The following is a 23,449-nucleotide window of genomic DNA, read 5'->3' as shown; positions in this document are numbered from 1 at the left end:
ACTTCATCACATCGCTTAGCATACTCATAATTTTGAAAAATATGCTGATCAGATATTAAGAATAAACGACTTCATCTGATTTAAGTTATGGATCTGTCTACTCAGGAATAATCCTTCATCGTTATCGCAGGCCCACAATGATTTATTTATCGCAAAGTGTTACATTTGCAGCAGCAGGACCCTTGTCTCCGCGGTGAATGGCGAATTCAACTTTCTGACCTTCAAATAAAGTTTTAAAGTTGTCGCCATTAAGTGCAGACAAATGGACAACGATATCTTTGCTGCCATCAAGAGGAGAGATGAAGCCAAAACCTTTGTCTTCGTTAAACCATTTAACCAGGCCCATAATTCTCGAGGTCATACTGACTCCGTTATACATGATTGTATTGATAGTAAACGTATAAGATTAAACGTATGGACTCAAAAGAGGGGATATCAACGATAGCGCCTGGTAATGAGAACTGCCCGGAAAATTTCTAACTTTCATTAGTACATCGAACTGATGGGATTCATTAAGACACAGGGAATCGATATAAGCAAATTATCTTTTAGCCGTCCAGAGGTCCTGTAGGGAAAATAAAAGTGGCTGAATGCCATTTTCAATGTATAGTCTTTAAGTGTTTTCAATAAGGAATTGACTTGTCCCATAAAATGACAGGAATTGTCAAAAGCTTTGATATTCTTAGTGGTAAAGGCCTCATCATCCCATCTGATGGACGAAAAGACGTTCTGCTTCACATTTCAGCCGTTAACTCTCGCTAATCAGAATTACTCATCCCTGGAAGCCGCATAGAGTCTTGCCGGATAAACGGTCTCAGGGGGCCTGTGGCTGCGAACATTTATCTTTCCTGATTTTCAGTATGTCAAAATAGATAGATTAAAACTTAACCACATGTGGTACGGTGAAGCTCATTCATTGAAAGGTTAATGGTTATGTCTGTTATCAATTACGCAATGAAATTCTTCAGCAGTGCGTCTACTGCCACTGCTGCCTGTCCTGTTTGTGGCTTAAAATCAGTACAACCGTTGTCAAAAATCCGGCTCAACCAAACCATGCTTTGCCCCGGATGTAAGGCTCTGTTTATCTCCCGACGCTAGCTCGACCAAAATCGCAGAACAGAGCTCATGTCCTATACTTATGTTAGATTCCGGCAGCTGTTAAATCCCTGATGCCTGACGCCCATCCTGAGAGAACGTTTCTGAACTGATTTCGCAACTGCTCCTGCGCGCTAACGTCGCATCAGAGCAATGCTATGAAAATGATCCCCAGAGCGTGGTTTAACCGCTCCCGTATTCTGATGAATGCTGCCGAAAACATAACGTTTTCGGCGAACGATCCTGCCGGTGAAAGCTCGCCGCGGTCAGAACTCTTTTCGACCGTCCAGATGGAACGCTACGGCCAGAAGCTGGCGCGGACTCATAAAGTATCACCGGATAGGCATCCTTATTATCTTCTGAAACGGCTTGGCGACAATGAGGCCGTCATTACCCAAAACTGCTATGAGCTTAACGCGGGTAAAAAGACCAGTATCATGCCCGCCGGTGAATGGCTGCTGGACAATTATTATCTGATTGAGGAACAAATCCGCACTGTCCGCCAGCATCTGCCGAAAAGCTTTGGCAAAGGTCTTCCGTCGCTGGTATCGCCGTTGAATTGCCCACGAATTTATCATATTGCATCAGAGGCCATTGCTCACGGCGATGGCCGCTGGGATGCCGCCAGCCTGACCAGCTATCTCACTGCCTATCAACAGGTGACGCCGCTGACGCTGGGTGAAGTCTGGGCGTTACCGGGAATGCTGCGCCTTGCGCTGATTGAAAATCTTCGTCGTATCAGTATGGAAGTTATAAAAGCGCAGCAGGACAGAAACCTTGCTGATACGTGGATAACAAGGATTGTCGAATGTGCAGAGAGTGCGCCTGGTGATTTAATCATGGTGGTTGCCGATATGGCGCGCTCCCGACCTCCGTTAACCAGTGCGTTTGTCGCAGAGCTGGTGCGGCGCCTGCAGGGGCATGGCAACGCGCTGTCGTTACCTCTGACCTGGGTTGATCAGTGCCTTCGGGAACAGGGGATCACCACTGACGTTCTCATACATAGTTTCAATCAGCAGCTTGCCGCCAGCCAGCTGTCCGTCAGTAACAGCATCGCGGGCCTGCGTTTATTGAGTGAAACGGACTGGGCTGATTTCGCCGAAACGATAAGCGTTGTCGAACAGGCATTACGCAATGATCCTGCCGGCATCTATCCCCGGATGCATTTCAATACCCGGGATCATTACCGGCACGTAGTTGAGGTTCTGGCCAGAGACAGCGGTCTCAGCGAGCCTGAGGTTGCTGAGAAGGCGCTGGCGTTTTCAGAGGAAAAAGCGCCTGATACACCGGAACATCATGTTGGTTATTATCTTGCGGGCGAAGGTCGACAGGCGCTGGATATTCATCTCCTGGCAGACGCCTCAAGGCTCATACGCTTGCGGCACAGTTTCAACAGAATAACCCTGCTGTCATGGCTTGGAGGCCTGGCGTTGCTGACAACCGCAGCGACCGCAGCAATATTGCACGAAACCGCCATGCAGGGCGCAGACTGGCTATTGATCGCGGTGATATTACCTCTGATTATCGCATTAACTCAGTTAATGAGCGATTTGCTCAGTGATGCAACCACCCGTTTTCGCGTTCCTCGACCCTTGCCGGGGATGGATTTTTCAGCCGGTATTCCCGCTGACAGTGCCACCATGTTAGTCATTCCCTGCATGTTGACCAGCCACGAAAGTTTCAGCCAGCTCCTCACCAGTCTTGAAGTCTGCTGGTTGGGGAATGAAAACGAAAATCTCAGGTTCGCGCTGCTCACTGATTTTGCTGATTCTGAAAATGAACCCTCGCCGGAAAGTCACGCACTGCTCAGACAGGCTATCGCCGATACGCAGGCGCTTAATCGCCGCTACCCCTCCGGCCGACCACGTTTTTATCTGTTACATCGCCAGCCTGAATGGAACCCCTCGGAAGGCGCGTGGATGGGCTATGAACGCAAGCGGGGAAAACTGGCGTTACTGAACAGCTGGTTGCGCCATCCCGGAACGCAATTCGTCAGCGTTGCAGAGATGCCTGCCCACCTTTTACCGGGTCACATAAAATACGTCATTACCCTGGACAGCGATACGGTGCTCCCGCGCGATACGGCACACAAACTCGTCGCGACGATGGCGCATCCGCTGAATACGCCTGAGTATGATCCGGTACGCCAGAGGGTTGTCAAAGGATTCGGTATTTTACAGCCCGGTCTTGCGGAGGAGATACCACGCAACGGTCAGGGGCGTTACGCAGCCCTGCGCAGCAGCGTACCGGGCAATAACCCTTATTCGATGATGTCTTCGGATATTTATCAGGATCTCTTTGGGGAAGGCTCGTTTGTGGGCAAAGGGATTTACGATGTTGATATTTTTATGCAGGCCACTACGAACATCTGCCCGGAAAATCTGGTACTCAGCCACGATCTGCTTGAAGGATGCTATGCACGTTCGGGTCTGCTGAGTGAGGTGTTACTCTACGAGCAATACCCTAATAATTATCTGTCGGATGTTGCACGCCGTTCACGCTGGATCCGGGGTGACTGGCAACTGCTTAACTGGCTGAAACCACGTGTCAGAAAAGCCGATGGAACCCGGGCCAGGAATCCGCTGAACGCGCTTTCTTACTGGAAATTACTCGATAATCTGCGTCGCAGTCTGGTAGCCCCCTCTTTACTGGTATTGCTGTTCTTCACCTTGCTTTGGGTACCCAATCCGGTTTACTGGCTTGGCGTACTGTCACTGATATGGCTGTTGCCAGCCATCCTCTGCATCACCCATGACCTTCTGCATAAACCGCTGCGTCGCCGCCTGAAGCCGCATCTGTTACTGGTGGGGGCGGGCGGGCTGAAGCGTTTGTCAGGTATCGGCCTTAATTTTGCGATATTGCCGCACGAAGCCGGATATTCGCTGAAAGCGATCGCCGTGACGCTATGGCGACTGGGGATCAGCAGGTGTCACCTCAGCCAGTGGGTCAGCCACAGCTCGGATAGCAATCAGGCCAGCCCCACTGTTGCACGTTTTTATCAGGCGATGTGGTTGAACGTTGCAGGGGGCGTGACGCTGACAATACTGACCGGACAATTTGCCCCACAGCTGCTGGGGATTGCGTTACCGATCGGTTTGGTATGGTGTGTGGCACCGCTGCTGATGAGCTGGCTGAGTCGCCAGCCCGTGCGAAAGGTTTTTTCGCCTAATCAGGAACAAAAACAGCTGTTACGCCAGACAAGCCGTGAAATCTGGGCTTTTTTTGAAACATTTGCCACAGCAAAAGAGAACTGGCTTCCGCCTGATAATTATCAGGAAATACCACAACCGACGGTGGCACACCGAACTTCTCCTACCAATATTGGTCTTTCACTTATGGCTAACCTGACGGCATGGGACTTTGGCTACCTGCCTGGCGGAGAGGTGCTCCGGCGCGTGTCGCTCACGCTCGACACGATGGATAAAATGGAGCACTACCGGGGCCATCTCTACAACTGGTATGACACCCGTACGCTGGTCCCCCTCAGTCCACGCTATATCTCCAGCGTCGACAGCGGCAATATGGCCGGGCATTTATTGACCCTGCGTGCAGGCCTGTCCGCCATGCGTCATCAGCCTGTTTTAAGCAACCAACAGATACTGGCAGGACTGAACGATACGCTGGATATTCTGGAAAAACAGTGGGGTAAGAACCCACCTGACAGCCTGAGACTGCTGCGCAAGCATTGCCTGAACGCGGTGTCGCTCTCTCCGCAGGCGCTTTTCAGCGAACTGAAAAGCATGCGCACCCAGTGCAACCATCTGACCAGCGCATGTCATCAGGGATCTCCTCTTCAGATGCGCTGGGCTGGACATCTGGAGCATCAACTGGTTCAGCTTTGCCATGAGTGGTCTCTGTTGCTTGGCTGGTTGCCTGCATCCTGGAATGAACAGACGCTGCCGACGCTGAGCGAGCTTGCCCGTCCGACATTAACCGGTACAGGAACGCCTCCGGCGTCAGTGGCGGAGCAGGCCCGAATGCGACTCAATATTATCACCGAGCTGGAACAGCGGCTGGATGAGCATGCCCGGATGGATTTCGCCTTTCTGTACAGTGAAGCAACCAGTCTGCTCAGCGTCGGTTATAACTGTGACACCAATATGCCTGACAAGAGCCACTACGATCTCCTGCCGTCTGAAATCCGCCTGACCAGTTTTCTTGCCATTGCGACTAATCAGCTGCCTCTTAAAAGCTGGTACGCGCTGGGTCGATTGTTTACCACGATTGATAATGAAACTGCCCTGATGTCATGGAGCGGATCCATGTTTGAATATCTGATGCCGAATCTGGTGATGCCCACCTGGCCCGGCAGCCTGCTCGATGAAATGAGTCAGTCGGCGGTTATGCGCCAGATTCACTGGGGGAAAGAACGCGGGGTACCATGGGGTGTTTCAGAGTCTGGCTATCATGCTTTTGATGTTCAGCATAATTATCAGTATCAGGCATTTGGCGTACCGGGGCTCGGTCTACGCAGGGGACTTGCCGATGACATGGTTGTCGCTCCTTACGCCACGCTGCTGGCGCTGATGGTTTCCCCGCAGAAAGCCTGTGAGAACCTGTTCAGGCTGCAAAAAAATGGTGCATGCGGAGAATACGGTTTTTATGAAGCGCTGGACTATACCCCCTCACGTCTTGCAACCGGTCAGCTCTATGCGGTGGTACAGTCCTGGATGGCGCATCACCAGGGTATGGCATTTCAGGCGCTGGCTCATGTGCTGCTTGATGCCCCCATGACTGAACGCTTTATGTCCAGTACGGTATTCCGGTCAGCGAGTCTGCTGTTACAGGAGCGCGTGCCGGATGCGGTCGATCTGTACAGTCCGCGCCGTCATTTTGAATCTCATGAGGGCATGGTCAAACCCGTTCGCTATGAACCCCGTATTTTCTATAGCGTGGATACCCCCGCCCCGGATATTCAACTCCTGTCCAACGGCCATTATCATCTGATGTTGACCGCGGGCGGCGGCGGTTACAGTCGCTGGAATGATATTGCACTAACGCGCTGGCGCAGTGATACCACCCGTGATAACTGGGGAGCATTCTGCTACATCCGCGATACCCAGACGGGAGATGTGTGGAGCAATACCTGGCAACCAACAGGCTACACCAGCGGACAAGACGAGGAAGTGTTGTTCACCGATGCGGGGGCAGAATTCAGACGCAGCTTCGGGGGACTCAGCGTCAAAACTCAGGTGGTGATCTCTCCGGAGGATGATGTTGAATTGCGACGGCTCACACTGATTCATCGTGGTCGCAAGCCTCGCTCTCTGGAGCTGACAACCTATGCTGAAGTGGTACTGGCACCTGATGCCAGCGATCTGGCACACCCGGCATTCAGCAATTTGTTTATTCAGACTGAGCTGGCTCCTGAGCGTGACGCTATTCTTTGCCACCGGCGCCCGCGCTCACCGGATGAACCGGGCCCTTGCCTGTTTCACATGATGGTGGTGCACGGCGATAACCGACATAACGTGTCGTTTGAAACGGACAGGGCAAGGTTTATTGGACGTGGCAGAAACCCTGCGAATGCCCAGGCAATAGAGACGGGAGGGATGCTAAGCAACACGTCGGGCTCGGTGCTGGATCCGATACTGGCAATTCGCCACGCCATCATTCTGCAGCCGGGGCAGCCGGTTACGATTGATATCATTTATGGCATCAGCGAGACCCGTCAGCAGAGCCAGGCGTTGCTGGAGAAATATCGCGATTACCCTATCGCCGATCGCGTCTTTGAACTGGCCTGGTCTCACAGTCTGGTGGTATTGCGCCAGATGAACGCCAGTGAAGATGATGCCACGTTGTTCAATAGTCTCGCCAGCGCTGTGCTTTACCCTGTCCAGGAGCTGCGCGCCGAAGGCCAGGCGATCGGCCGCAACCGGCGTGGCCAGTCCGGACTGTGGGGCTGGGCAATTTCAGGGGATCTGCCGATAGTGCTGCTGAGTATAACCAGCGAGGAAAGTATCACCTCAGTGACCACACTGATTCAGGCACACCGTTACTGGAGACAGAAAGGGCTGAATGTTGATTTGGTTATCCTGAATAACAGCCCCGGCGGCTACCAGCAGGGATTACAAAATCAGATTATGGAGTTAATTTATGCCGGGTCTGAAGCCAGTCTGCTGGATAAAAAGGGCGGGCTTTTTGTCCGCAACGGTGAGCATCTCTCCGCTGAGGATAAGTTGCTTTTGATGAGCGTGGCCTGTCTTTATCTTGATGACCGCGCAGGGGGTATTAATGAGCAGCTTAACCAGCGTATTCATACCCTGAAATCGCCGGCAAGGGCATTCATTCCGCGTGCTGTGCGCGAGCGTAATCAACATACGGACTGGAGCCCTGATACCAGTCAGTTATGCCATTTCAATGGGTACGGTGGATTTTCTCAGGATGGGCGGGAGTATCAGATCGTCCTTCGGGAAAATGCGCTTACACCGGCTCCCTGGTCGAACATACTGGCAAATTCCCGTTTTGGCAGTGTGATCTCAGAGGCAGGGCAGGCCTATACCTGGTATGAGAATGCCCATGAATACCGGTTGACGCCGTGGGAGAACGATCCGGTGAGCGATCGCAGCGGCGAGGCATTTTACCTGCGCGATGAAGAGAGCGGGGAGTGCTGGTCGCCGACGGCTTTACCTGTTCGCGGACACGGTGATTACCTGACCCGCCATGGTTTTGGCTACAGCGTTTTTGCCCATCGTGAGAGTGGTATAGACAGCGAGCTGACGGTCCTGGTTGCCGAAGCGGATCCGGTTAAACTGGTGCTCCTGACGCTCAGTAACTCTTCGGGACGGACACGTCAACTTTCCGTCACAGGCTATGTAGAGTGGACGCTCGGAGAAACACGAACGCGCTCAGCCCCTCACATTGTGACACATGTGGCCAGAACGCCCGGCGGCTGCGGGGTGCTTGCGAATAACTTTTATGGTGATAATGGTGGCGGCCGAACTGCATTTTTTGCCGTCAGCGGTAATGACTGTTCTCTGACAGGGGACCGCCGGGAGTTTATTGGCCGTAATGGTTCCCTTCATGCCCCGTCGGCCATGAAAATGCAAAAGCTTTCTGGTAAGACGGGGGCCGGTCTGGATCCCTGCGGAGCGGTGCAATCGGCGGTTACATTAATTGACGGGGACCAGAGGACGTTTATTTTTATCCTCGGCGCAGAGGAGAATGATGTTTGTGCACAGGAGACGCTGGCCCGCTACATGAATGAGGATACGGTCCGCCAGGAGCTGAACCGGATTCATAATCACTGGCACAATGTGCTCGATAAAATCGTAGTTAACACCCCCGACACGTCCGTAAATTTACTGGTTAATGGCTGGCTGTTGTATCAGACGGTCGCCTGTCGTCTTATGGCCCGGAGTGGCTACTATCAGTCTGGCGGTGCATTTGGTTTTCGCGATCAGCTGCAGGATACGCTGGCTCTGAGCCACGCTGCTCCGGACCGGATGCGTGAACAGATAATACTCTGTGCATCACGGCAGTTTATCGAGGGGGATGTGCAGCACTGGTGGCACCCGCCACACGGCAACGGTGTGCGTACCCGCTGTTCCGATGACTATCTTTGGCTGCCGCTTGCTGTTTGCCACTATGTTGAAACGACGGGGGATATGGATGCACTGGAAATACGCATTCCTTATCTGGAGGGACGCTCGCTTCAGCCTGGTGAAGAGTCTGTCTATGACACGCCGGTCATCAGCGGCACCGAAGAGACACTCTGGTTACACTGCGTCAAAGCTATTCACTATGGACTTCGCTTCGGGGAGCATGGCCTGCCGCTGATGGGGGCTGGTGACTGGAATGACGGGATGAACCGGGTGGGTATCGAAGGCAAAGGTGAAAGCGTCTGGCTGGGCTTCTTCCTGTACGACATTTTGCAGCGGTTTGCAGCGCTGGCGGAGCGCAGGCTGGATGAAAGCGTCGCCGCGATGTGCCGTTCACAGGCTCTGCGCCTGCAAAGTAATCTCGAAGCCCACGCCTGGGATGGGGAATGGTACCGGCGCGGGTATTTTGACGATGGTACTCCCCTGGGATCGAAAACCTCACAGGACTGCCGGATTGATGCGATTGCGCAGAGCTGGTCTGTATTGTCCGGCGCCGCGAGCCCGGGACGGTGCGCAAAGGCCATGCAGGCGCTGGATAAGCACCTTGTGGATAACGAAGGAGGGCTGATCAAACTGTTAACGCCTCCTTTCGACGGACACGGTCCAAATCCGGGCTACATACAGGGGTACCTGCCCGGCGTGCGGGAAAACGGAGGGCAGTATACGCATGGCGCCATCTGGGCAGTGATGGCCTTTGCCCGAATGGGGAATGCCGGACGAGCCTGGCAACTCTGGTCAATGCTCAACCCTATAAATCATACCCTGAATGCGGACTCTGTCGGGATTTATAAAGCTGAGCCTTATGTCATGAGTGCTGATGTCTACAGCGTCGCTCCCCATACCGGACGTGCAGGGTGGAGCTGGTATACCGGTTCCGCAGGCTGGGCCTGGCGTTTACTTACCGAGGAATTACTGGGGATAAAACGTTCCGGCACTGACTTTAGTGTTCATGCCAGGTTACCGGATGAGTGGTCGTCTTTTTCTATGGCATATCAATATGGTGAAAGCCATTATCAGATTAGTGTTTCACGCGGCGATGCAGAATATTGCGTGACGCTGGATGGTGTTCTCCTCCCTGATGACAGAATACCGCTGAAGGATGATGGACAAAACCATACGGTTGAGATCATTCAGAACTGACACTGATCCCGGAGGTGCATTAACGTCTGCCGTTAATGCGCTGATTATCCCTGAGAACATCAATCGCAGTCTGCATGGCGATTTTGTCATCCCGCCTTTTTTGTTTGTCCTGCATGACCTGAAGGTATTCCAGCAAGGTGCGGGTATTAATCGGTCGGCCCTGTTTACCCACAGCCAGCACGGCTTCGCCAAGAATAATTTTCACAGGCGGTAGTTGTGCCGGATACCAGTCAAGGGTGTCTTCTGATTTCATCTTAAATTTCTCACGGAAGGGTAGTGTATCATAAATAAGACGTTCAATTTTCAATATCTGATATCCTGATTCAGACACAACTTAACATAACTTATGCCAGTTATTTTTATATTAAAGCGTATAATAATTACTGTATTCCTCAGAGAATTATTTATGTCTTATACAAATGGGCTCAGGTATTTTAAAGAAAGACCGGTTCATGTTGCCTGCCCGGTATGTGCACACAGAGCCGATCAGAAAGCAGGTAAACTAAGAAAAGATGCGGTTCTTGAGTGCCCTGCCTGCGGACTGTTGTTCAGACCTTCAGAATGCTGGTGTATCGGCGGCTGATCACTTAACGTCAGTGATGTCGGAAAATGACAACATTCCTCCTGTACTGCTGTTGTCGAGGGTATGATAATGAAATCTAAAAAATCTGTTTTTATTGAAGGGCATATCATGTCGAACAGCTGTCACGGACAGCCTGGCCAACCTTTCTGTATTCACCGGGTCAGGTTTAGTAATGGTAAATATGCGATTATTCGGGTGGCATCCGGGATATGTTTCAAACCAGGCGAAATTATTCAACGAAACGATTGTGAGTGGTTTTATAAACTTACCAAAATTCGGCTTCTTTCTTTTGAGTACCTTGATGATGATGAATCAAGAAGACAATTCCTTGAGTATCAATGATAAAACCATGGATTTATAACAGAATAAATTTGCTGGCTTACAATTCACCCTTGGCTCTTTAAATTATTCACCAGTCATTGGAAAATATTTTTTCCTGAATTTAGATGAATTTAAATTATCTAAAACAAAATGTATCGCTAAAGACGAATTGCTTCATTGTTTTCCTTTTGCGTTATAACCTTCATTAGCATTAAGGAAATTTATGGCACAGACTTTTACTCATAATTTACTTCATCCTCGCCACTGGCTTACCTGGTCTGGTTTGGGTCTGCTGTGGCTTCTCGTTCAACTTCCTTACCCGGTTTTACATATTCTGGGCTCTGGCCTTGGAAAAATATCCAGACCCTTTCTGAAACGCCGGGAACGGATTGCGATTAGAAATATCGAACTGTGCTTTCCCGAGATGACACCGTTTGCCCGGAGCCAGATGGTCAATAAAAACTTTGTTTCTCTCGGGCTGGGACTGATGGAAACAGGAATGGCCTGGTTCTGGAGCGATGCGAGAGTCAAAAAATGGTTTGATGTCGAAGGGCTTGAAAACCTGACCGGTGCGACAAGAGGAGTAATGGTTGTCGGGATTCATTTTATGTCCCTTGAGTTGTGTGGAAGAGTAATGGGGTTATGCCATCCTATGATGGCAACGTATCGCCCACACAATGATCCATTAATGGAATGGGTACAGACAAAAGGGCGTATGCGTTCAAATAAAGCTATGATTAATCGACGTAATTTATCTGGTTTTGTTCATGCGCTAAAAGCTGGTGAAGCCGTTTGGTTTGCACCAGACCAGGATTATGGGTCTAAAGGAAGCGTTTTTGCACCTTTTTTCTCGGTAAAAAAAGCAGCAACGACGAACGGAACGTATGCCCTTTCAAAACTCGCTGGTGCACCCTTGATCACACTTAGCATGATTCGACGTAGCGATAAAAAAGGTTATCACATGTATATCAGCAATCCGTTATCAGGCTATCCAGGGGAAGACAAGGTCGCCGCAGCGGCTTATATGAACAAGATCATCGAGCGTGAAATTCTCCGTGCCCCTGAGCAATACCTGTGGATGCATCGCAGGTTCAAAACGCGTCCTGAAGGCGAAGTCTCTTTATACAAATGAACAACTCTACTTGTCACGAGCCAGAATCCATCTTTCTTGCCACTGCGTATTTGTAAAAAATGGGACAGGGGATTATTCGATCGGCTTCATGTTAACGATGGCGTAACTGACAACCAAGGTTAATCAATTGAACCTGTTCGGATTTGAAGGTCCGCTTCTCGCTTATAGCTGCCATTCAAAGCGATAATAATTTTTGTATATTTTCTCTTCCACATGATGTCAGTTATCGGGAATGGTTTGACTATCCAGCAGGCATAGCATCCTTTACAGCTCGACAAACCGAACGCTCCGATAGGGTATGCAGGCACACGGATGGCGTGTAAAGCAGAGTGAAAAAGATGATCGATTAAACCGATCGATTTTATAAAATTGATCTGCAAAATGAATTATCCGGCACGCTAGTGCCTGTGCTAAATTCCCAGCAATTCATTTAACGTATTGTTTATTAGTTTATTTCCTGTCTTCTGGTGGGCGCCCTTCTTTTGTCCTGCGGGCACGGCATGGGAATGCGACAGCAGGTGATGGAATGAAAAGATGTGCCCGATGTAACAAGAAAAGAAGCATTCTGGACCGGATTTTCGGGCTGGATAAAGAATTTTGTGATGGCTGTCTGATGGTGGTTAACCAGGAAATCAGAGAAAAACGAGTGGTGTCCACACCAGCACGAAAATCACCGGGACGCTCTTCCTGACAATGTTTCGTACCCGGCAGGTTATTGCCTCTGATGGGGTAACAACTCTGAAGCTTCCCTCTGTTTACATTCCCTTTGATCAATGAAAATCAACATCGATATCAGCGTCATCATTCCTGCCTTCAATGCTGTTGACAGCATCGGGGCTCTGGTCCATACACTGCTTGGCGAAACAACGCTCAGTACTGAAATCATTGTTGTGGATGACGGTTCAACCGACGAAACATGGACGCTACTCAGCGCCATTACAGATGAACGGCTTATTCTCATTCGTCAGGAAAATCAGGGCGTGTATGCTGCCCGTAATGCTGCACTGGCGATTCACCGTGGTGAATGGGTGGTGTTCCTGGATGCGGATGACCGGGTTGCGGCAGATTTTCTGCAGGAGCGGCTGCGCACAGCCCGCGAAGCACAGGCCGATGTCGTCCTTTTCAATGCCCGGCATACAGACAGCGCCGGACATCTGCGGCATACCGTTCACCGCAGACAGCCTTACGGTCAGACGCTGACGGGTCAGCAGTGGATACGCCATTGCGTCAGTCAGAGGGAATGGCCGCATTATCTGTGGCTGCAGATAATCCGTTCAGCGTATATTCGCGAGCATGACCTGCGATTCCAGGAAGGGAAAAGCCACAAGGACATTCTCTGGACGATACAGCTTGCCGCCGCAGATGGCCGATTTTATTTCTCTGACAGACAGGATTACCTGTGGGTGAATAACCCGGCGTCAATTACCCACCGCCCGGATTATTACGATATCCGCGCGTTCAGCTATTGCGACGTGATTGCAGATATTCTGGCACTCAGTACACAGACGCAGTACCGATCTGTCAGACGAGCGCTGGTCAGGCATGCGCTGGTGGAAAGCCGCCATTTTCTGGGCCTGTACCGGCGCAGGGTGAATGACCGGCTGGCGGTCCGGGCGCGTTTTCGTGCGCGGATAGCCTTTCGCCATCTGGTATCCGGCGTGAGCAACCTGAGCGATGTCTTTTTCCTCCTGAAGCTGGTCCGCAATATTTATCTGCCTGGTGTCCGCAATACTCCCGCAGCCGTTTCGCAGGTGCGGCGTTAATCCATGGATATCGCAACGCTTCTGGCGCGGTCGTGGCAAACTGCGACAACGGGTGATGACTCCATTCGCTCCGCCAGGGATATCGTCGAACACTGGTATGATAAAGGCGGTGACCTCACCCGACGGACCCGACGGTTTATGCTGCGGGAATGCCTGTGGATAGCCGCACATTACCGGGACACTGAAACGGTACTCACCCGACAGTTTCGCCTGCTGGCCGTGTTACTGTATCTGGGCGGTTATTTTCCGAAAGGAAATGTCGACGGTATGCTCCCGGAGAAATGTTTCATTTTACTGAACGCCCCGGAATTAAGCCCCATCCTGACAGACGATACGGCCCCTGATGTTCTGGCGGCGTCCTGCCACACCCTCTTCTACCTCAGACGGATATCTCCGTTAAGGTGTTACCACCATACGCGCTGTCTGAGCGAACATCTTTTTCAACTAATGGAGATCTGATAAAAGCGCCAGTCTTTGTACTGGTACCTGAGGGGCTGATCGCTGACGGTGTTGGCGTCAACGATCAGGGCTAACGTCATTATTTCCCTCCGCTGAATCTGCCACCTGTGATGTCAGTAACGGTTTTATATCCCTTGCGGGTCATCAGCCCGGTAGCCTTCCGGTCTCGGAGCATATCAAGGCTGCCGATAAACGGAGACTGCTCTTTCACGCTGAAGCCGTGACGGTCAGTACGCACCAGGTCGTACTTTTCCACGATAAAATTCACAGCGTCACACAGTGAGATTCCCGCATCAATGTGTTTCTGGATCACACTGTCGTTGCCAAACGGTGTGTCGTTGAGGGTAAGGCCGTAGTGTTGCTCCAGCAGATACTCCAGTAATTTTTGCCAGATTTTGACTGATGACAGACGTGACGATGCCGCCCTTTGAGGGGGCAGGGATTGTATTTGCATGGTTTGCACTCTTTTGACGAAGGAAAAGCGTCCGGGGTTTATGCGGTTGTTGCAGACGCCGGATAAATTACGATATACAAATAGCCACAGGAACCGAGCGTATCGGCCTTACATATCAGCCCTTTTGCATGGAGCGTGATGCAGCGCTGAATGCGGGGCATGAGTTCGCTGCTGGCCAGCATGAGCTCCATCTGCTTCATCAGTAACGGAAATGCCTGGTCCAGATGGCGTAAATCTGCGTCATTAAATGTCCCGGTGGTGCTGGCGCGGTCAGCAAGGTAATGCAGGCGGTTACCCTCCTGTACCAGCCGGGCACCAAAACATGGCGTGACGTTGCGTCTGAGGCCCCACCAGGGTTCCGCGATGTTATGGTTGATTACACGGGTTGCTTTCTGCATGTAAGTACTCCTTAACGGTGAGTTAATTCAGGGTGACGCTGCGCAGGATCACATACGGACCGTTGCGGTCCTGTCGACGTTCAGCAAACACGGCCAGTACACCCCGGATATCCTGCACTTCCCTGCCGTAGTAATGGCAGATACTGCCGGACCACTTATATTTCCCGGTACAGAAGCGAAACAGCCGGGACTCAGAATGCTGGCGGTATATCGCCATTGCCTGACGTTTGCTGATGATTTTCATCGTTATTCTCTCCCTAAAGCCAGCCACGCTCGGCAAACGAGACGATATCCATGCCTCCCACTACCAGGTGGTCCAGCAGACAGATATCCACGAGTTTAAGTGCCTGCTTCAGATTGTCAGTAAGCAATCTGTCGGCATGGCTGGGTTCGGCATAACCTGACGGATGATTGTGTGAAAGCACGATGGCAGCCGCGTTGTATTTCAGTGCTGCCTTTATCACTTCACGGGGATGTACCTGCGTATGGTTGATGGTGCCGGTGAAGAGCGTTTCATGGGCAATAAGACGATGCTGGTTATCGAGGAAGAGCACCATGAATACTTCACGCTCCAGTGTGGCGAGCTGCAGGCGAAGCCAGTCGCGAACTGCATGGCTGGAGGTAAATGCCTCGCCGGGCTCGCGTAACTGGCGTTCCAGCAGGGTCAGAGCGCGTCTGATGGTGCGCTGCGCGGTGGGAGATATTCCCCCGCTGTCAGGGGGACACGTGGTGATATTCATTTGCTTTTCCTGTCTGTTGACGCGTTGGGAGGAGATGTGTTGTACAGTTTTTCGGCAACGACGAACTCGTCGTGCAGGGATTCAAACCATCACCAGATATGGAAGAGAGGGGTACCCGTCAGGAAATGCAGGAAGGGTTCGTCGGTCACAAGGTCACCGTCCTCATCCCTGACCGTTGTATTCCTCAGCGTATCCCACAGGGCATTAAGGTGAGACAGTTCATACGGCATGGCGGGATGCTCAGTCGATAATGCGCATGATGGCGCTGCATTCTGCGTGGTTCAGCGCATAGTCACGCAGACGCCAGTAATGTTCCGTCATGGCGTCGCATTCCGTGCGGCAAGCGTGATGACTGTAAGCGATAAGACAGACTGCAATCCCTGCAGCTTCGGCGCTCATGTCTGAGGCGTTGCCGTTCATGGCGTTGAACAGCGACCAGAAGACATCGTTGTCCGTTTCCGGAACCATGAAGGCCCCGCCGTTGCTGAGAGTATAAAAATTCCAGACACCGCCGCTGTAGTCAGCGCAGAACCGATCCATCCAAGCAAAGACCTGCGGTTCAAGGGTTATCCACTGCGGGATGTTGCCAAAGTGCTGCGGCCAGAACTCCACACGCTGTTCGTCCGGTACGGGCGCGGCTGTCAGAGCATGTGCAGAACCGTTATCGTCAGCCTGCAGAGGTAGCTGATTTTTATCGTTAATATTAATCATGTCGGTCATGTTAATTTTTCCTTATGCATGGAGATGTTGAATGGAAGACTCGGGCCGGGGATTGATTTCGGTGGCGGGGCGCGGGTTATTACCCGCCCAACAGGCCCATCATGTTTTCGGCCATCACCCAGAGCGCACGGTTTAACTTAACGTCGCCATCAATCCCGTTTACTGCGCGGGTATGGGTACGTTTACCCTGCGCGGTACGGCCACTTAGCCCGCCTTTCAGCAGGTTTTCCTGAATGCGCTGGTAGGTAGTCCACAGGTCATCGCTCTCGTCCTGCCAGCGGCGAGGTGCAAGGATTTGCGATTCAGTCACTGGCTGGTACTCTTCCCCAAAACGGTAGGCCAGCGCCGCTTTAGCAAGTGCATGCTGTGCTGGTGACGGGAGTTGCAGGGACTGCATAGCGTCACGTTTCTCTTCCACCCGGTCAAAGACGCTGAGCACCTCATAGGCACCCTCAATCACCTTCCCGACGACATCCCCCCTGTGTGGCACGCGGATCTCGCCAAACGACTGTCCGCAGACGAGCGAATTAGTGCAGACACTTCGGAATATCCCCGGCAGTAACTGAAAACTCGACGCGCCATCGTGCGAATTCAGAATGATGATTTCCGGCACCTGCTGACCGTTTATCTGACCGGCACGACGCAGGCGCAGCATATGCTTTGTATGTTCCCGTCGGCTCTGGTCGCGCACTCGTGACTGACAGGCAAAGAATGGCCGGAACCCTTCGCGTTTAAGGTTCTCCAGCAGGGTGATCGTGGGTATGTAGGTGTACTTTTCGCTTCTGGAGTCGTGCTTGTCTTCCCCGAAGACGCTGGGGACATGCTGCATCAGTTCTTCGTGGGTTAAGGGACGGTCACGGCGAATCTGGTTCACCCGACCAAAACGGCTGGCTAATCGCATAGTTGATTCCTCATCTGGTTAATCTGAAGGCATAAAAGCAAAAGCCCCTGCTCCGTGAGGAGGCAGGGGCTGGATGTGTTGTTCTCAATGAACGGATAGGGCGGGATTACAGCGTATCCAGAATCTTCAGTATCTGCGCCATCAGGGCGGAGATAAGTGCAGTGACCAGCAACGTGACCGCTTCCCGGGCTGTATCAATGCAGTCGTCATCGTAACCGGCCTGACGAAAGCGGATTTCAATATACTGCCGGGCATGATGTCCGCCGCACCAGGTCAGCGCCTGGCTCAGGGCGGTCACCAGCATTTTCAGAAAGGTCATAGGATTTACTCTGGACTGCGCAGCGGCAGCCCGTTGGTCATGTGGCATTTTTTAGGTTGGGAAACGTTAATCAGGGGCGGGGACTCAGTGGTAAGTGTAACGCCATCCCCCCTTATCAGTAGTGACGACGACTTCTGAAGCCACGCAGTTATTATAAAAACTCACGCTGACGGACTGCCCGTAACGCAGGGTGGCAGGCAAAATAGTTTCTTTATTACTGGAGTACAGATATTTCTGGTTGGCAATGCGACAGTTTCCCCGGTTCACGTCAATATTTTCGACTTTCACGGTGTTATCCAGTGCAGTGACCACGACCGTGACGTAGCGTGTTCCGGCAGGGTGAACCTGATTACTGGTCTCCACTTTGATGGATGGCGTTGGCTCTGCCAGCGCCAGGGCTGACAGTGCAAACAGTGCGGGCACCAGCATGTGTTTAAATTTCATAAACTGTTCCTTTTAAAAATAACGTAATCAACAGGTATTAAATTCAGATGCAGGCTAGAGTGCATCTTTACCCACGCAGCCGTGGGTCCCGAATACTGGCAATACCTTTGCTGCCCCAGCCAGCGTGAATGTGGCATCCTTAACACCGTCTCCGGTTACTGAGACCTGTTTGCCATTACGTAGCTGAGCCCAGGCCAGCGCCAGGTTATTACCGCCCACTCGACTGCCAGATTCGCTGATGTCGATGGGGGCTCCACCGTCGATACTGACCTGAAGGCTTTTATCTTCATCCATACTGACCTGATGCCCGCTGGCGTCAGTGAATATGACCGTGGCCGGTTGCGAGCCGTAATCCTCACAGGTCAGAGACAGTTGCGATTGACTTTCCCCATTGATAACAAACTCTGATACTCCCTGGCCCCAGCCCCGGGTCCAGGTGGTTTGATTACCGAAGGCCATTGCCACTGCCGGTACCAGCGCACAGGTCAGTAGTAAAGGGTGAATCATTTTTCTGTTCATTTTTGTGCACCTCTGGTTTTCGTAAAACGCTACCCGGAAAGGGTATCTGCATGATTTTTAGTAGAAGACAGACAGTCATAAGCATCCCGTTGGGATTTTATAGCTGCAAAAAAGAAGGGGATAACGATGAAATTCGATCGAACCGATCGACAAAATTGATCGTGGTTCAGTAAATATATTTACCGTAAACCTCGCCCGAGTTTATCGATGGTCCGGTTTCACTTCAGAAGGGTGATATATATCTGAGATTTTATTGAACACAGGCTGAGGAAATGCATCACTGAGGCGGTATGGCGCAGACACCGTCCTCTGTGACAGGAGGAACACTAAAAAAGCGGTTATAGAAGAGATTACAGGCTCTGTGGTCGCTAGTGTCAATGTGAAAATATTTTGCCATGTACTGGCTGAGTATATGCTGAAATTCGTCGTAGATTTGTTGAGACCCCCGCTTGTGCTTCACCCTGATTTCATCGACTAAACGATAACATTGCTCCAGCAGGCGGTCGCCGTCGCCGTTCAGCAACGCATGAAACGCGGCAACGGCAAATAATTCATTCGCAGGCCCGGCATTAAGCCAGACGCTGACTTCGGTACAAACCAGCGTTTCCCATAGTGACATCAAATTCAGGCGTAAGGCTTCCTCTTTTAACAGACGGGTTAGTGGAGGAAATGCGTAAATATCAGTGTCAAATAGCCTGCGTGACAGACTTAAATCAGCAAAGGCAAGATGCTTAACTCCGTACAATGCTTCCTGTACAGCATCTGAACCGTATTTATCCGTTAACGCTTTCAGTAAGGTCGATTTAACCGGTTGAGGTGTTTCCATTGCTTTTATGCCACTCAGCACTCCTGACTGACAGCAGGGGATAAAATCCTTCATCATCCGGTTTATAGCAGCAGGTGCGATGATAATGTTTCTGGCGATATTTGCACCGCCCTTAGAGTTAGGGTAAATGTGGCATAGCTCAAGATCCAGCCAGGGGATTAACCTTTTTGGCGTATCAGCAACTCTGTGCCCGTTCAGCGTATTATACGTTTTCTGGTGGTCAGCTTTGCGCTGATATAACCGAATGAGGTCTGCAATATCCGTCGGACCGGTGATACTCCCCAGTCCAAGGGAATTATTTTTTAGCATAGCTTCCACATTGAGCCAGTAAGAGTGCTTAACCAGTCTTATAATAGCATCGTCATCGATTAACCTCCGGGCTTTATCCCGATGTTCCTTACAACAATAAAACTGATTGCGGGTTTCAGATATACTGATACCACAGGCGGGATACTGGCATATTAATGCTGCTCTTTCCGTTCGTCTGGCTGCATTTAACTGTCTGCCCTGATAATGTGCCGGGCATAGCCGTAATATCCGTTCGGCGGGTGAATGGCCGATCTGTGCCATGCAGTTATTTCTTTTACATACGGCCATAATTAAACTCTTATTTAATGTGGTAATATCTTTGCTTTTATTGTTAATAATAATGATGCTATTTTTATATGTCATTAAATATATTTATTGATCAACATTAATTAAATGTTAATGTATTTGTCTCAAATGAGTAAGAAATACACTAGCAAAACACATTGTGTTAAATTACATGTTTTGATGGCTGTTAATGGTTCATATCCACAGAGCTTTCCACCAGTCGTCATTATCTGTTTTTTAGCACTGTATTCTGAGAAAACCCCGCGCGGATTGCGACCAGTCGCGACTGGCGCGGGGGTTTTTGCCTCTGTGGCTGTTTTTCGAAGACATTTAACCGGTTTACGCTCTGGCCATTCGGGTCTCTGTAGTGAGGTGTCCCGATTAATATTCCAGCCTGTTAAAGTCAAAGTATTCAAAACCATACCTACCAGTAACATTCTCTGGCGATGCAATAATCGGATTATGTCCGTTCTCCAGGAATGCCGGTGGAATACACCATGAGTGGCGATCTTCCAGGGAAGGCATGGCAATATACACCGCAGAATGACGGCCCGGACGAATAAAACAAATCAGACCCAGTGCGATTAACTGCTCCAGAACAGATTGTGATTTACTGGCGTCACGCAACCGATTCGGGCCGTTCCGGTTTACCTCATTTTTCCTGAATGGATATCCCTTATCATCGAGAAATTTCTCCTTAAGCCACCTGAACATCTCGTAAACGTCTTCCATAAATGCATTCCGTTCAGAAGAAGGGAAAAAAAGCCTTTCCGCTTCTTCAAGATGCCATTCCACAATGTTGAAGGCGGCCTGGATTACCCCCCGCGAAATACATAAACTCTCAGGTGAATACATATATGTCAGGATGGCCGCAACCCTGAGGGCATTCGCCCCCGCTTTGGCTGCAATTTCACTGATATGTTCCATCTGTTGTCCGGGGGCTGCTTTACGGCTGAGCTCTGACTGTTTTTCTGCCCAGTAAGCGGTCGCATCATCAGATAACCTGAGCGTTTGTTTCTGCGAGTCGTTACTATAAAAACGCACCTTCTGCTTATCAAGTAACTGGTTAATTTTCTGGTGGAATACATTTAATGCTTCATCAGACTGAGCGTGACCTGTATTGGTGCGGCGACGACCCAGTGTGCTGATGGTATTGATGTAAAGAAACCGTGACAGAAAACCACTTCCCTTGCTGAGTTCACCGTGGTTGCGGCAGTAATTTTCAAAGACCGGAGGCTGAACCATTAATGCCAGGGTCAGACAGGCATTGATATCGTACTCTTCGCCGCCCGGGCGGTGGTATTCATAGGTCTCCCCGTCCCAGGCTTTATTCAGTAAACCGAGGTTGTTTTTCAGATACCCTTTAAAAAAGGTAATTGCCTCATCTGAGACCACCCCGGCTTCAGAGTACCGGCTCAGACCTTCCAGGAGCGCCTTTGCGGTGGTGTCATCATAAAGCATCGCCAGACGGGCTGGAGGCTGCTGCCGGGTTTCTGCATGCTCATCTAACAGCCGTTCTTCTTCCATCCCCTCATAACCGTTTTTGATGGCAGTGTACAGATTACTGGTCAGTGCTTTCTGGTGTATTTTCCAGATATTGTCAGCACGCAGGTGCGTCTTCATCAGACTGTCGTGCTGCTGCTTCATTTGCTCAGAGAACCGGTAAAAAGGTTTCATCACTTTTTTGCTGATACTGGTCTTACCTTCTCCTGAGACCGCCAGCGTCAGTAGATACAGTGCACAGTGCATCGGATCCGATGAGTGTGGTGGTACCACCTCAATATGAGCCTGACAGGCGAGGGCAGCGGCTGCCAGTACGGCCCCCGCTATCAGTTCCGCCGGGATACCCGTCTCGTTATAAAGAGCATCAATGACATCCCGCATCACCGGCGGGAACGCGCAGACAGGGTAACCCTCCGGGTTTCTGTTTTGTACGGGAATATAAGGCTCCGGCATTTTCGGAATGACAGTGTATGGCAGTAAATTCTGCATGTAATATTCTCCTTGGTTACTGTTTTCAGTAACGGGTTAGTTGTGAATATAATAAAATAGCCAAGCGTCAAAATTTATTTAAAGTAAAAATCTTACCCAATAAATAATCGCATTCAGTTTCCTTGCAACTGGCAAAAATATGTCGCAGCGAGCGCATATTTAAATCAGAGACGTTGTTATATAACCTGCGTATCCTCCTTTAATTTTTACCAATACTATCTCATCGCTTATGATGGCTGCTGGCGTTCCAGCAGCCATGCATCCAGCTCTGACTCAAGCCAGCCGACGGACTGCATACCCAGCCTGCGCTGTTTCGGGAAGGTCGGGTCGTAACGCGGTGACTTCGGGTTGATCCAGTCATAGATGGTTGAGCGGGCGATGCCCGTTTTGTTAACAACGGCGCGTATGCGTAGTATCCTGATGCTTTGTGTGGTTGTGCTCATTTAATACCCTTTGGCCCTGTATGGATAGATGGTGACACGGTACAGGGAGGTAAAATGATAGGGTAGACGCCTGCCAAAAATACTGAAAGATTTTTGCTCAACGTACTTTTTGAGGAGATATTTTGTCTGATAACAACGAATTGTGTTCATGTGATGCTGAATGCACGGATGTTTTTTTCTCAATGGTTAAAGATCAGGTGCAGAGCATGTATTCCCTGCTTCATCAGGAAAGAAGACTTATCAGCGAAGAGGAAAAAAGACGAGTAAAACAATGGTTCCGAGATGCCTTGAGTGATATGAGGGGGTGGAGCCGAGAATCTAAAACCAGAATTGTTAATGGGAAGGTGAATGATTGTTACGAGCAGTCTCACCTTAAGGTCGGTGTTTTCGGAAAGGATATTGATTGTTACCTGGATGCTGCCGGAATCCTTTTCTGGTGGGGGCAATATACCTGGAAGAGAGGTGATCTGGGAGAAGGTATTCGCGCCATGCTGCGAGCAGCTCACTGCCTGGGGGCATGGCAGGGAGCCCATCATCAACTCGATAAGCAAGAGGAGTGTCAGTCACTCAGTGAAGTGCGGAGCGAGGCTGGAAAAAAAGGGGCAAAGTCTAAAAGGGCGTTGTTTGAACCAGTCAAAAAAGAATTTCTGTCCCTGATTGAGGAGCATATGCCCGCCGAAGGCTGGAAAAGCCGGGCCCAAGCAATAAAGATTGTCGCGCCTGAGTTACGTGTATTCATCGCCGGACTGAAAATAATGGGTAAACCGAGTGAAATTGATCTGGAACGTTTGATTGGTGACTGGTGTCGGAACAAGAAGTCGCCAGAATTTGGCAAACAGGTTAATGAAATGTTAAATAGATCCGGGATCTGACTACGTCGGGAGAAGGTCAATTTTCTTTAGTGCGAAACGAGCCTGTACACCATTCTGTGTAAATGCCTTTCTCAGAAGTGACCATCCAGGCGGCCACCGAACTCGATAATAAAGTGACTCATTGCCATGCGCC

22 protein-coding genes and 1 pseudogene are annotated in these 23,449 nt (G+C 50.6%); 9 read left to right on the top strand and 14 right to left on the bottom strand.

What is annotated here, in order from left to right; genetic code table 11:
• Positions 1 to 142: 142 nt before the first annotated feature.
• Positions 143 to 361, bottom strand: coding sequence for a cold shock domain-containing protein (locus OGX99_RS00300; RefSeq protein WP_286542253.1), 219 nt, complete (start codon positions 359 to 361; stop codon positions 143 to 145).
• Positions 362 to 639: 278 nt separating this feature from the next.
• On the opposite strand from OGX99_RS00300, the pseudogene cspF reads away from it, so the two are divergent.
• From cspF to OGX99_RS00285, 3 genes and pseudogenes are all read left to right on the top strand, one after another.
• Positions 640 to 852: pseudogene (gene cspF / locus OGX99_RS00295) on the top strand (cold shock-like protein CspF).
• Positions 853 to 927: 75 nt separating this feature from the next.
• A complete protein-coding gene (locus OGX99_RS00290; RefSeq protein WP_305955329.1) occupies positions 928 to 1,098 on the top strand; it encodes a YnfU family zinc-binding protein in 171 nt (56 codons plus the stop codon).
• A 155-nt stretch (positions 1,099 to 1,253) separates the two neighbouring features.
• On the top strand, positions 1,254 to 9,836 hold the full coding sequence (locus OGX99_RS00285; RefSeq protein WP_286542251.1) for a glycoside hydrolase family 94 protein: 8,583 nt from the start codon (positions 1,254 to 1,256) through the stop codon (positions 9,834 to 9,836).
• Between the two features lie 19 nt (positions 9,837 to 9,855).
• Here OGX99_RS00285 and OGX99_RS00280 read toward each other — a convergent pair whose 3' ends face one another.
• Positions 9,856 to 10,089: a YnaE/YdfK family cold shock protein gene (locus OGX99_RS00280; protein ID WP_004132711.1), complete on the bottom strand. Its 234-nt coding sequence runs from the start codon at positions 10,087 to 10,089 to the stop codon at positions 9,856 to 9,858.
• 93 nt (positions 10,090 to 10,182) lie between these two features.
• On the opposite strand from OGX99_RS00280, the gene OGX99_RS23755 reads away from it, so the two are divergent.
• The 5 genes from OGX99_RS23755 (at position 10,183) to OGX99_RS00260 (ending at position 14,094) form a co-directional block, all read left to right on the top strand.
• Entirely contained in the window at positions 10,183 to 10,419 is a 237-nt protein-coding gene (locus OGX99_RS23755; protein ID WP_350308983.1) for a YnfU family zinc-binding protein, read from the top strand.
• Positions 10,420 to 10,488: 69 nt separating this feature from the next.
• Positions 10,489 to 10,761 carry a hypothetical protein gene (locus tag OGX99_RS00275; RefSeq protein WP_016247220.1) on the top strand — a complete coding sequence of 91 codons (273 nt, stop codon included), beginning with the start codon at positions 10,489 to 10,491 and terminating at the stop codon, positions 10,759 to 10,761.
• A 202-nt stretch (positions 10,762 to 10,963) separates the two neighbouring features.
• On the top strand, positions 10,964 to 11,872 hold the full coding sequence (gene lpxP / locus OGX99_RS00270; protein ID WP_032938037.1) for a kdo(2)-lipid IV(A) palmitoleoyltransferase: 909 nt from the start codon (positions 10,964 to 10,966) through the stop codon (positions 11,870 to 11,872).
• 773 nt (positions 11,873 to 12,645) lie between these two features.
• Positions 12,646 to 13,635, top strand: coding sequence for a glycosyltransferase (locus tag OGX99_RS00265; RefSeq protein ID WP_047058004.1), 990 nt, complete (start codon positions 12,646 to 12,648; stop codon positions 13,633 to 13,635).
• A gap of 3 nt (positions 13,636 to 13,638) precedes the next feature.
• Positions 13,639 to 14,094, top strand: coding sequence for a hypothetical protein (locus tag OGX99_RS00260; RefSeq protein ID WP_223226960.1), 456 nt, complete (start codon positions 13,639 to 13,641; stop codon positions 14,092 to 14,094).
• A gap of 79 nt (positions 14,095 to 14,173) precedes the next feature.
• On the opposite strand, the gene OGX99_RS00255 is transcribed toward OGX99_RS00260, so the two are convergent.
• From OGX99_RS00255 to OGX99_RS00200, 12 genes are all read right to left on the bottom strand, one after another.
• Positions 14,174 to 14,548, bottom strand: coding sequence for a TA system toxin CbtA family protein (locus OGX99_RS00255; RefSeq protein ID WP_032938032.1), 375 nt, complete (start codon positions 14,546 to 14,548; stop codon positions 14,174 to 14,176).
• Positions 14,549 to 14,586: 38 nt separating this feature from the next.
• Positions 14,587 to 14,946, bottom strand: coding sequence for a type IV toxin-antitoxin system YeeU family antitoxin (locus tag OGX99_RS00250; RefSeq protein WP_286542247.1), 360 nt, complete (start codon positions 14,944 to 14,946; stop codon positions 14,587 to 14,589).
• A 22-nt stretch (positions 14,947 to 14,968) separates the two neighbouring features.
• Complete coding sequence (locus OGX99_RS00245) at positions 14,969 to 15,190, bottom strand: DUF987 domain-containing protein (RefSeq protein ID WP_032938028.1); 222 nt, start codon at positions 15,188 to 15,190, stop codon at positions 14,969 to 14,971.
• 13 nt (positions 15,191 to 15,203) lie between these two features.
• Positions 15,204 to 15,686, bottom strand: coding sequence for a RadC family protein (gene radC / locus OGX99_RS00240; protein ID WP_286542244.1), 483 nt, complete (start codon positions 15,684 to 15,686; stop codon positions 15,204 to 15,206).
• A 240-nt stretch (positions 15,687 to 15,926) separates the two neighbouring features.
• Positions 15,927 to 16,406 carry an antirestriction protein gene (locus OGX99_RS00235; RefSeq protein ID WP_252052498.1) on the bottom strand — a complete coding sequence of 160 codons (480 nt, stop codon included), beginning with the start codon at positions 16,404 to 16,406 and terminating at the stop codon, positions 15,927 to 15,929.
• A gap of 79 nt (positions 16,407 to 16,485) precedes the next feature.
• Positions 16,486 to 17,307 (bottom strand): DUF932 domain-containing protein, encoded by an 822-nt coding sequence (locus tag OGX99_RS00230; protein ID WP_071067384.1) that lies wholly within the window; start codon positions 17,305 to 17,307, stop codon positions 16,486 to 16,488.
• 106 nt (positions 17,308 to 17,413) lie between these two features.
• Positions 17,414 to 17,626, bottom strand: a complete 213-nt coding sequence (locus OGX99_RS00225; RefSeq protein WP_047058010.1) for a hypothetical protein — start codon at positions 17,624 to 17,626, stop codon at positions 17,414 to 17,416.
• An 84-nt stretch (positions 17,627 to 17,710) separates the two neighbouring features.
• Positions 17,711 to 18,070, bottom strand: a complete 360-nt coding sequence (locus tag OGX99_RS00220) for a hypothetical protein (RefSeq protein ID WP_004136901.1) — start codon at positions 18,068 to 18,070, stop codon at positions 17,711 to 17,713.
• Between the two features lie 54 nt (positions 18,071 to 18,124).
• Entirely contained in the window at positions 18,125 to 18,589 is a 465-nt protein-coding gene (locus OGX99_RS00215; protein WP_004114621.1) for a YfjT/YkfB family phage-associated protein, read from the bottom strand.
• Positions 18,590 to 18,866: 277 nt separating this feature from the next.
• A complete protein-coding gene (locus tag OGX99_RS00210; protein ID WP_224224984.1) occupies positions 18,867 to 20,087 on the bottom strand; it encodes a hypothetical protein in 1,221 nt (406 codons plus the stop codon).
• A gap of 303 nt (positions 20,088 to 20,390) precedes the next feature.
• Positions 20,391 to 22,001, bottom strand: coding sequence for a YfjI family protein (locus tag OGX99_RS00205; protein ID WP_286542240.1), 1,611 nt, complete (start codon positions 21,999 to 22,001; stop codon positions 20,391 to 20,393).
• 227 nt (positions 22,002 to 22,228) lie between these two features.
• Positions 22,229 to 22,444 (bottom strand): AlpA family phage regulatory protein, encoded by a 216-nt coding sequence (locus tag OGX99_RS00200; protein ID WP_123829877.1) that lies wholly within the window; start codon positions 22,442 to 22,444, stop codon positions 22,229 to 22,231.
• A gap of 122 nt (positions 22,445 to 22,566) precedes the next feature.
• Here OGX99_RS00200 and OGX99_RS00195 point away from each other — a divergent pair, with 122 nt between their 5' ends.
• Entirely contained in the window at positions 22,567 to 23,316 is a 750-nt protein-coding gene (locus OGX99_RS00195; protein ID WP_148856010.1) for a hypothetical protein, read from the top strand.
• Positions 23,317 to 23,449: the final 133 nt, after the last annotated feature.

This window comes from Citrobacter sp. Cu096 (genome assembly GCF_030332285.1).
Classification (GTDB): Bacteria; Pseudomonadota; Gammaproteobacteria; order Enterobacterales; family Enterobacteriaceae; genus Citrobacter; species Citrobacter meridianamericanus.
The sequence above is the reverse complement of the archived record's forward strand: the minus strand, read 5'-3'. Positions and strand labels throughout refer to the sequence as shown.

Excerpts from the sequence above, each read along its gene's own strand:
- OGX99_RS00300 (WP_286542253.1), bottom strand. The coding sequence starts at position 361 with ATGACCTCGAGAATTATGGGCCTGGTTAAATGGTTTAACGAAGACAAA.
- OGX99_RS00200 (WP_123829877.1), bottom strand. The coding sequence starts at position 22,444 with ATGAGCACAACCACACAAAGCATCAGGATACTACGCATACGCGCCGTT.
- OGX99_RS00265 (WP_047058004.1), top strand. The coding sequence starts at position 12,646 with ATGAAAATCAACATCGATATCAGCGTCATCATTCCTGCCTTCAATGCT.
- OGX99_RS23755 (WP_350308983.1), top strand. The coding sequence starts at position 10,183 with ATGCCAGTTATTTTTATATTAAAGCGTATAATAATTACTGTATTCCTC.
- OGX99_RS00290 (WP_305955329.1), top strand. The coding sequence starts at position 928 with ATGGTTATGTCTGTTATCAATTACGCAATGAAATTCTTCAGCAGTGCG.
- OGX99_RS00255 (WP_032938032.1), bottom strand. The coding sequence starts at position 14,548 with ATGCAAATACAATCCCTGCCCCCTCAAAGGGCGGCATCGTCACGTCTG.
- OGX99_RS00215 (WP_004114621.1), bottom strand. The coding sequence starts at position 18,589 with ATGAACAGAAAAATGATTCACCCTTTACTACTGACCTGTGCGCTGGTA.
- OGX99_RS00225 (WP_047058010.1), bottom strand. The coding sequence starts at position 17,626 with ATGACCTTTCTGAAAATGCTGGTGACCGCCCTGAGCCAGGCGCTGACC.
- OGX99_RS00235 (WP_252052498.1), bottom strand. The coding sequence starts at position 16,406 with ATGACCGACATGATTAATATTAACGATAAAAATCAGCTACCTCTGCAG.
- OGX99_RS00250 (WP_286542247.1), bottom strand. The coding sequence starts at position 14,946 with ATGCAGAAAGCAACCCGTGTAATCAACCATAACATCGCGGAACCCTGG.
- OGX99_RS00275 (WP_016247220.1), top strand. The coding sequence starts at position 10,489 with ATGAAATCTAAAAAATCTGTTTTTATTGAAGGGCATATCATGTCGAAC.
- OGX99_RS00210 (WP_224224984.1), bottom strand. The coding sequence starts at position 20,087 with ATGACATATAAAAATAGCATCATTATTATTAACAATAAAAGCAAAGAT.
- OGX99_RS00230 (WP_071067384.1), bottom strand. The coding sequence starts at position 17,307 with ATGCGATTAGCCAGCCGTTTTGGTCGGGTGAACCAGATTCGCCGTGAC.
- OGX99_RS00220 (WP_004136901.1), bottom strand. The coding sequence starts at position 18,070 with ATGAAATTTAAACACATGCTGGTGCCCGCACTGTTTGCACTGTCAGCC.
- OGX99_RS00260 (WP_223226960.1), top strand. The coding sequence starts at position 13,639 with ATGGATATCGCAACGCTTCTGGCGCGGTCGTGGCAAACTGCGACAACG.
- lpxP (WP_032938037.1), top strand. The coding sequence starts at position 10,964 with ATGGCACAGACTTTTACTCATAATTTACTTCATCCTCGCCACTGGCTT.
- OGX99_RS00285 (WP_286542251.1), top strand. The coding sequence starts at position 1,254 with ATGAAAATGATCCCCAGAGCGTGGTTTAACCGCTCCCGTATTCTGATG.
- OGX99_RS00280 (WP_004132711.1), bottom strand. The coding sequence starts at position 10,089 with ATGAAATCAGAAGACACCCTTGACTGGTATCCGGCACAACTACCGCCT.
- OGX99_RS00245 (WP_032938028.1), bottom strand. The coding sequence starts at position 15,190 with ATGAAAATCATCAGCAAACGTCAGGCAATGGCGATATACCGCCAGCAT.
- radC (WP_286542244.1), bottom strand. The coding sequence starts at position 15,686 with ATGAATATCACCACGTGTCCCCCTGACAGCGGGGGAATATCTCCCACC.
- OGX99_RS00205 (WP_286542240.1), bottom strand. The coding sequence starts at position 22,001 with ATGCAGAATTTACTGCCATACACTGTCATTCCGAAAATGCCGGAGCCT.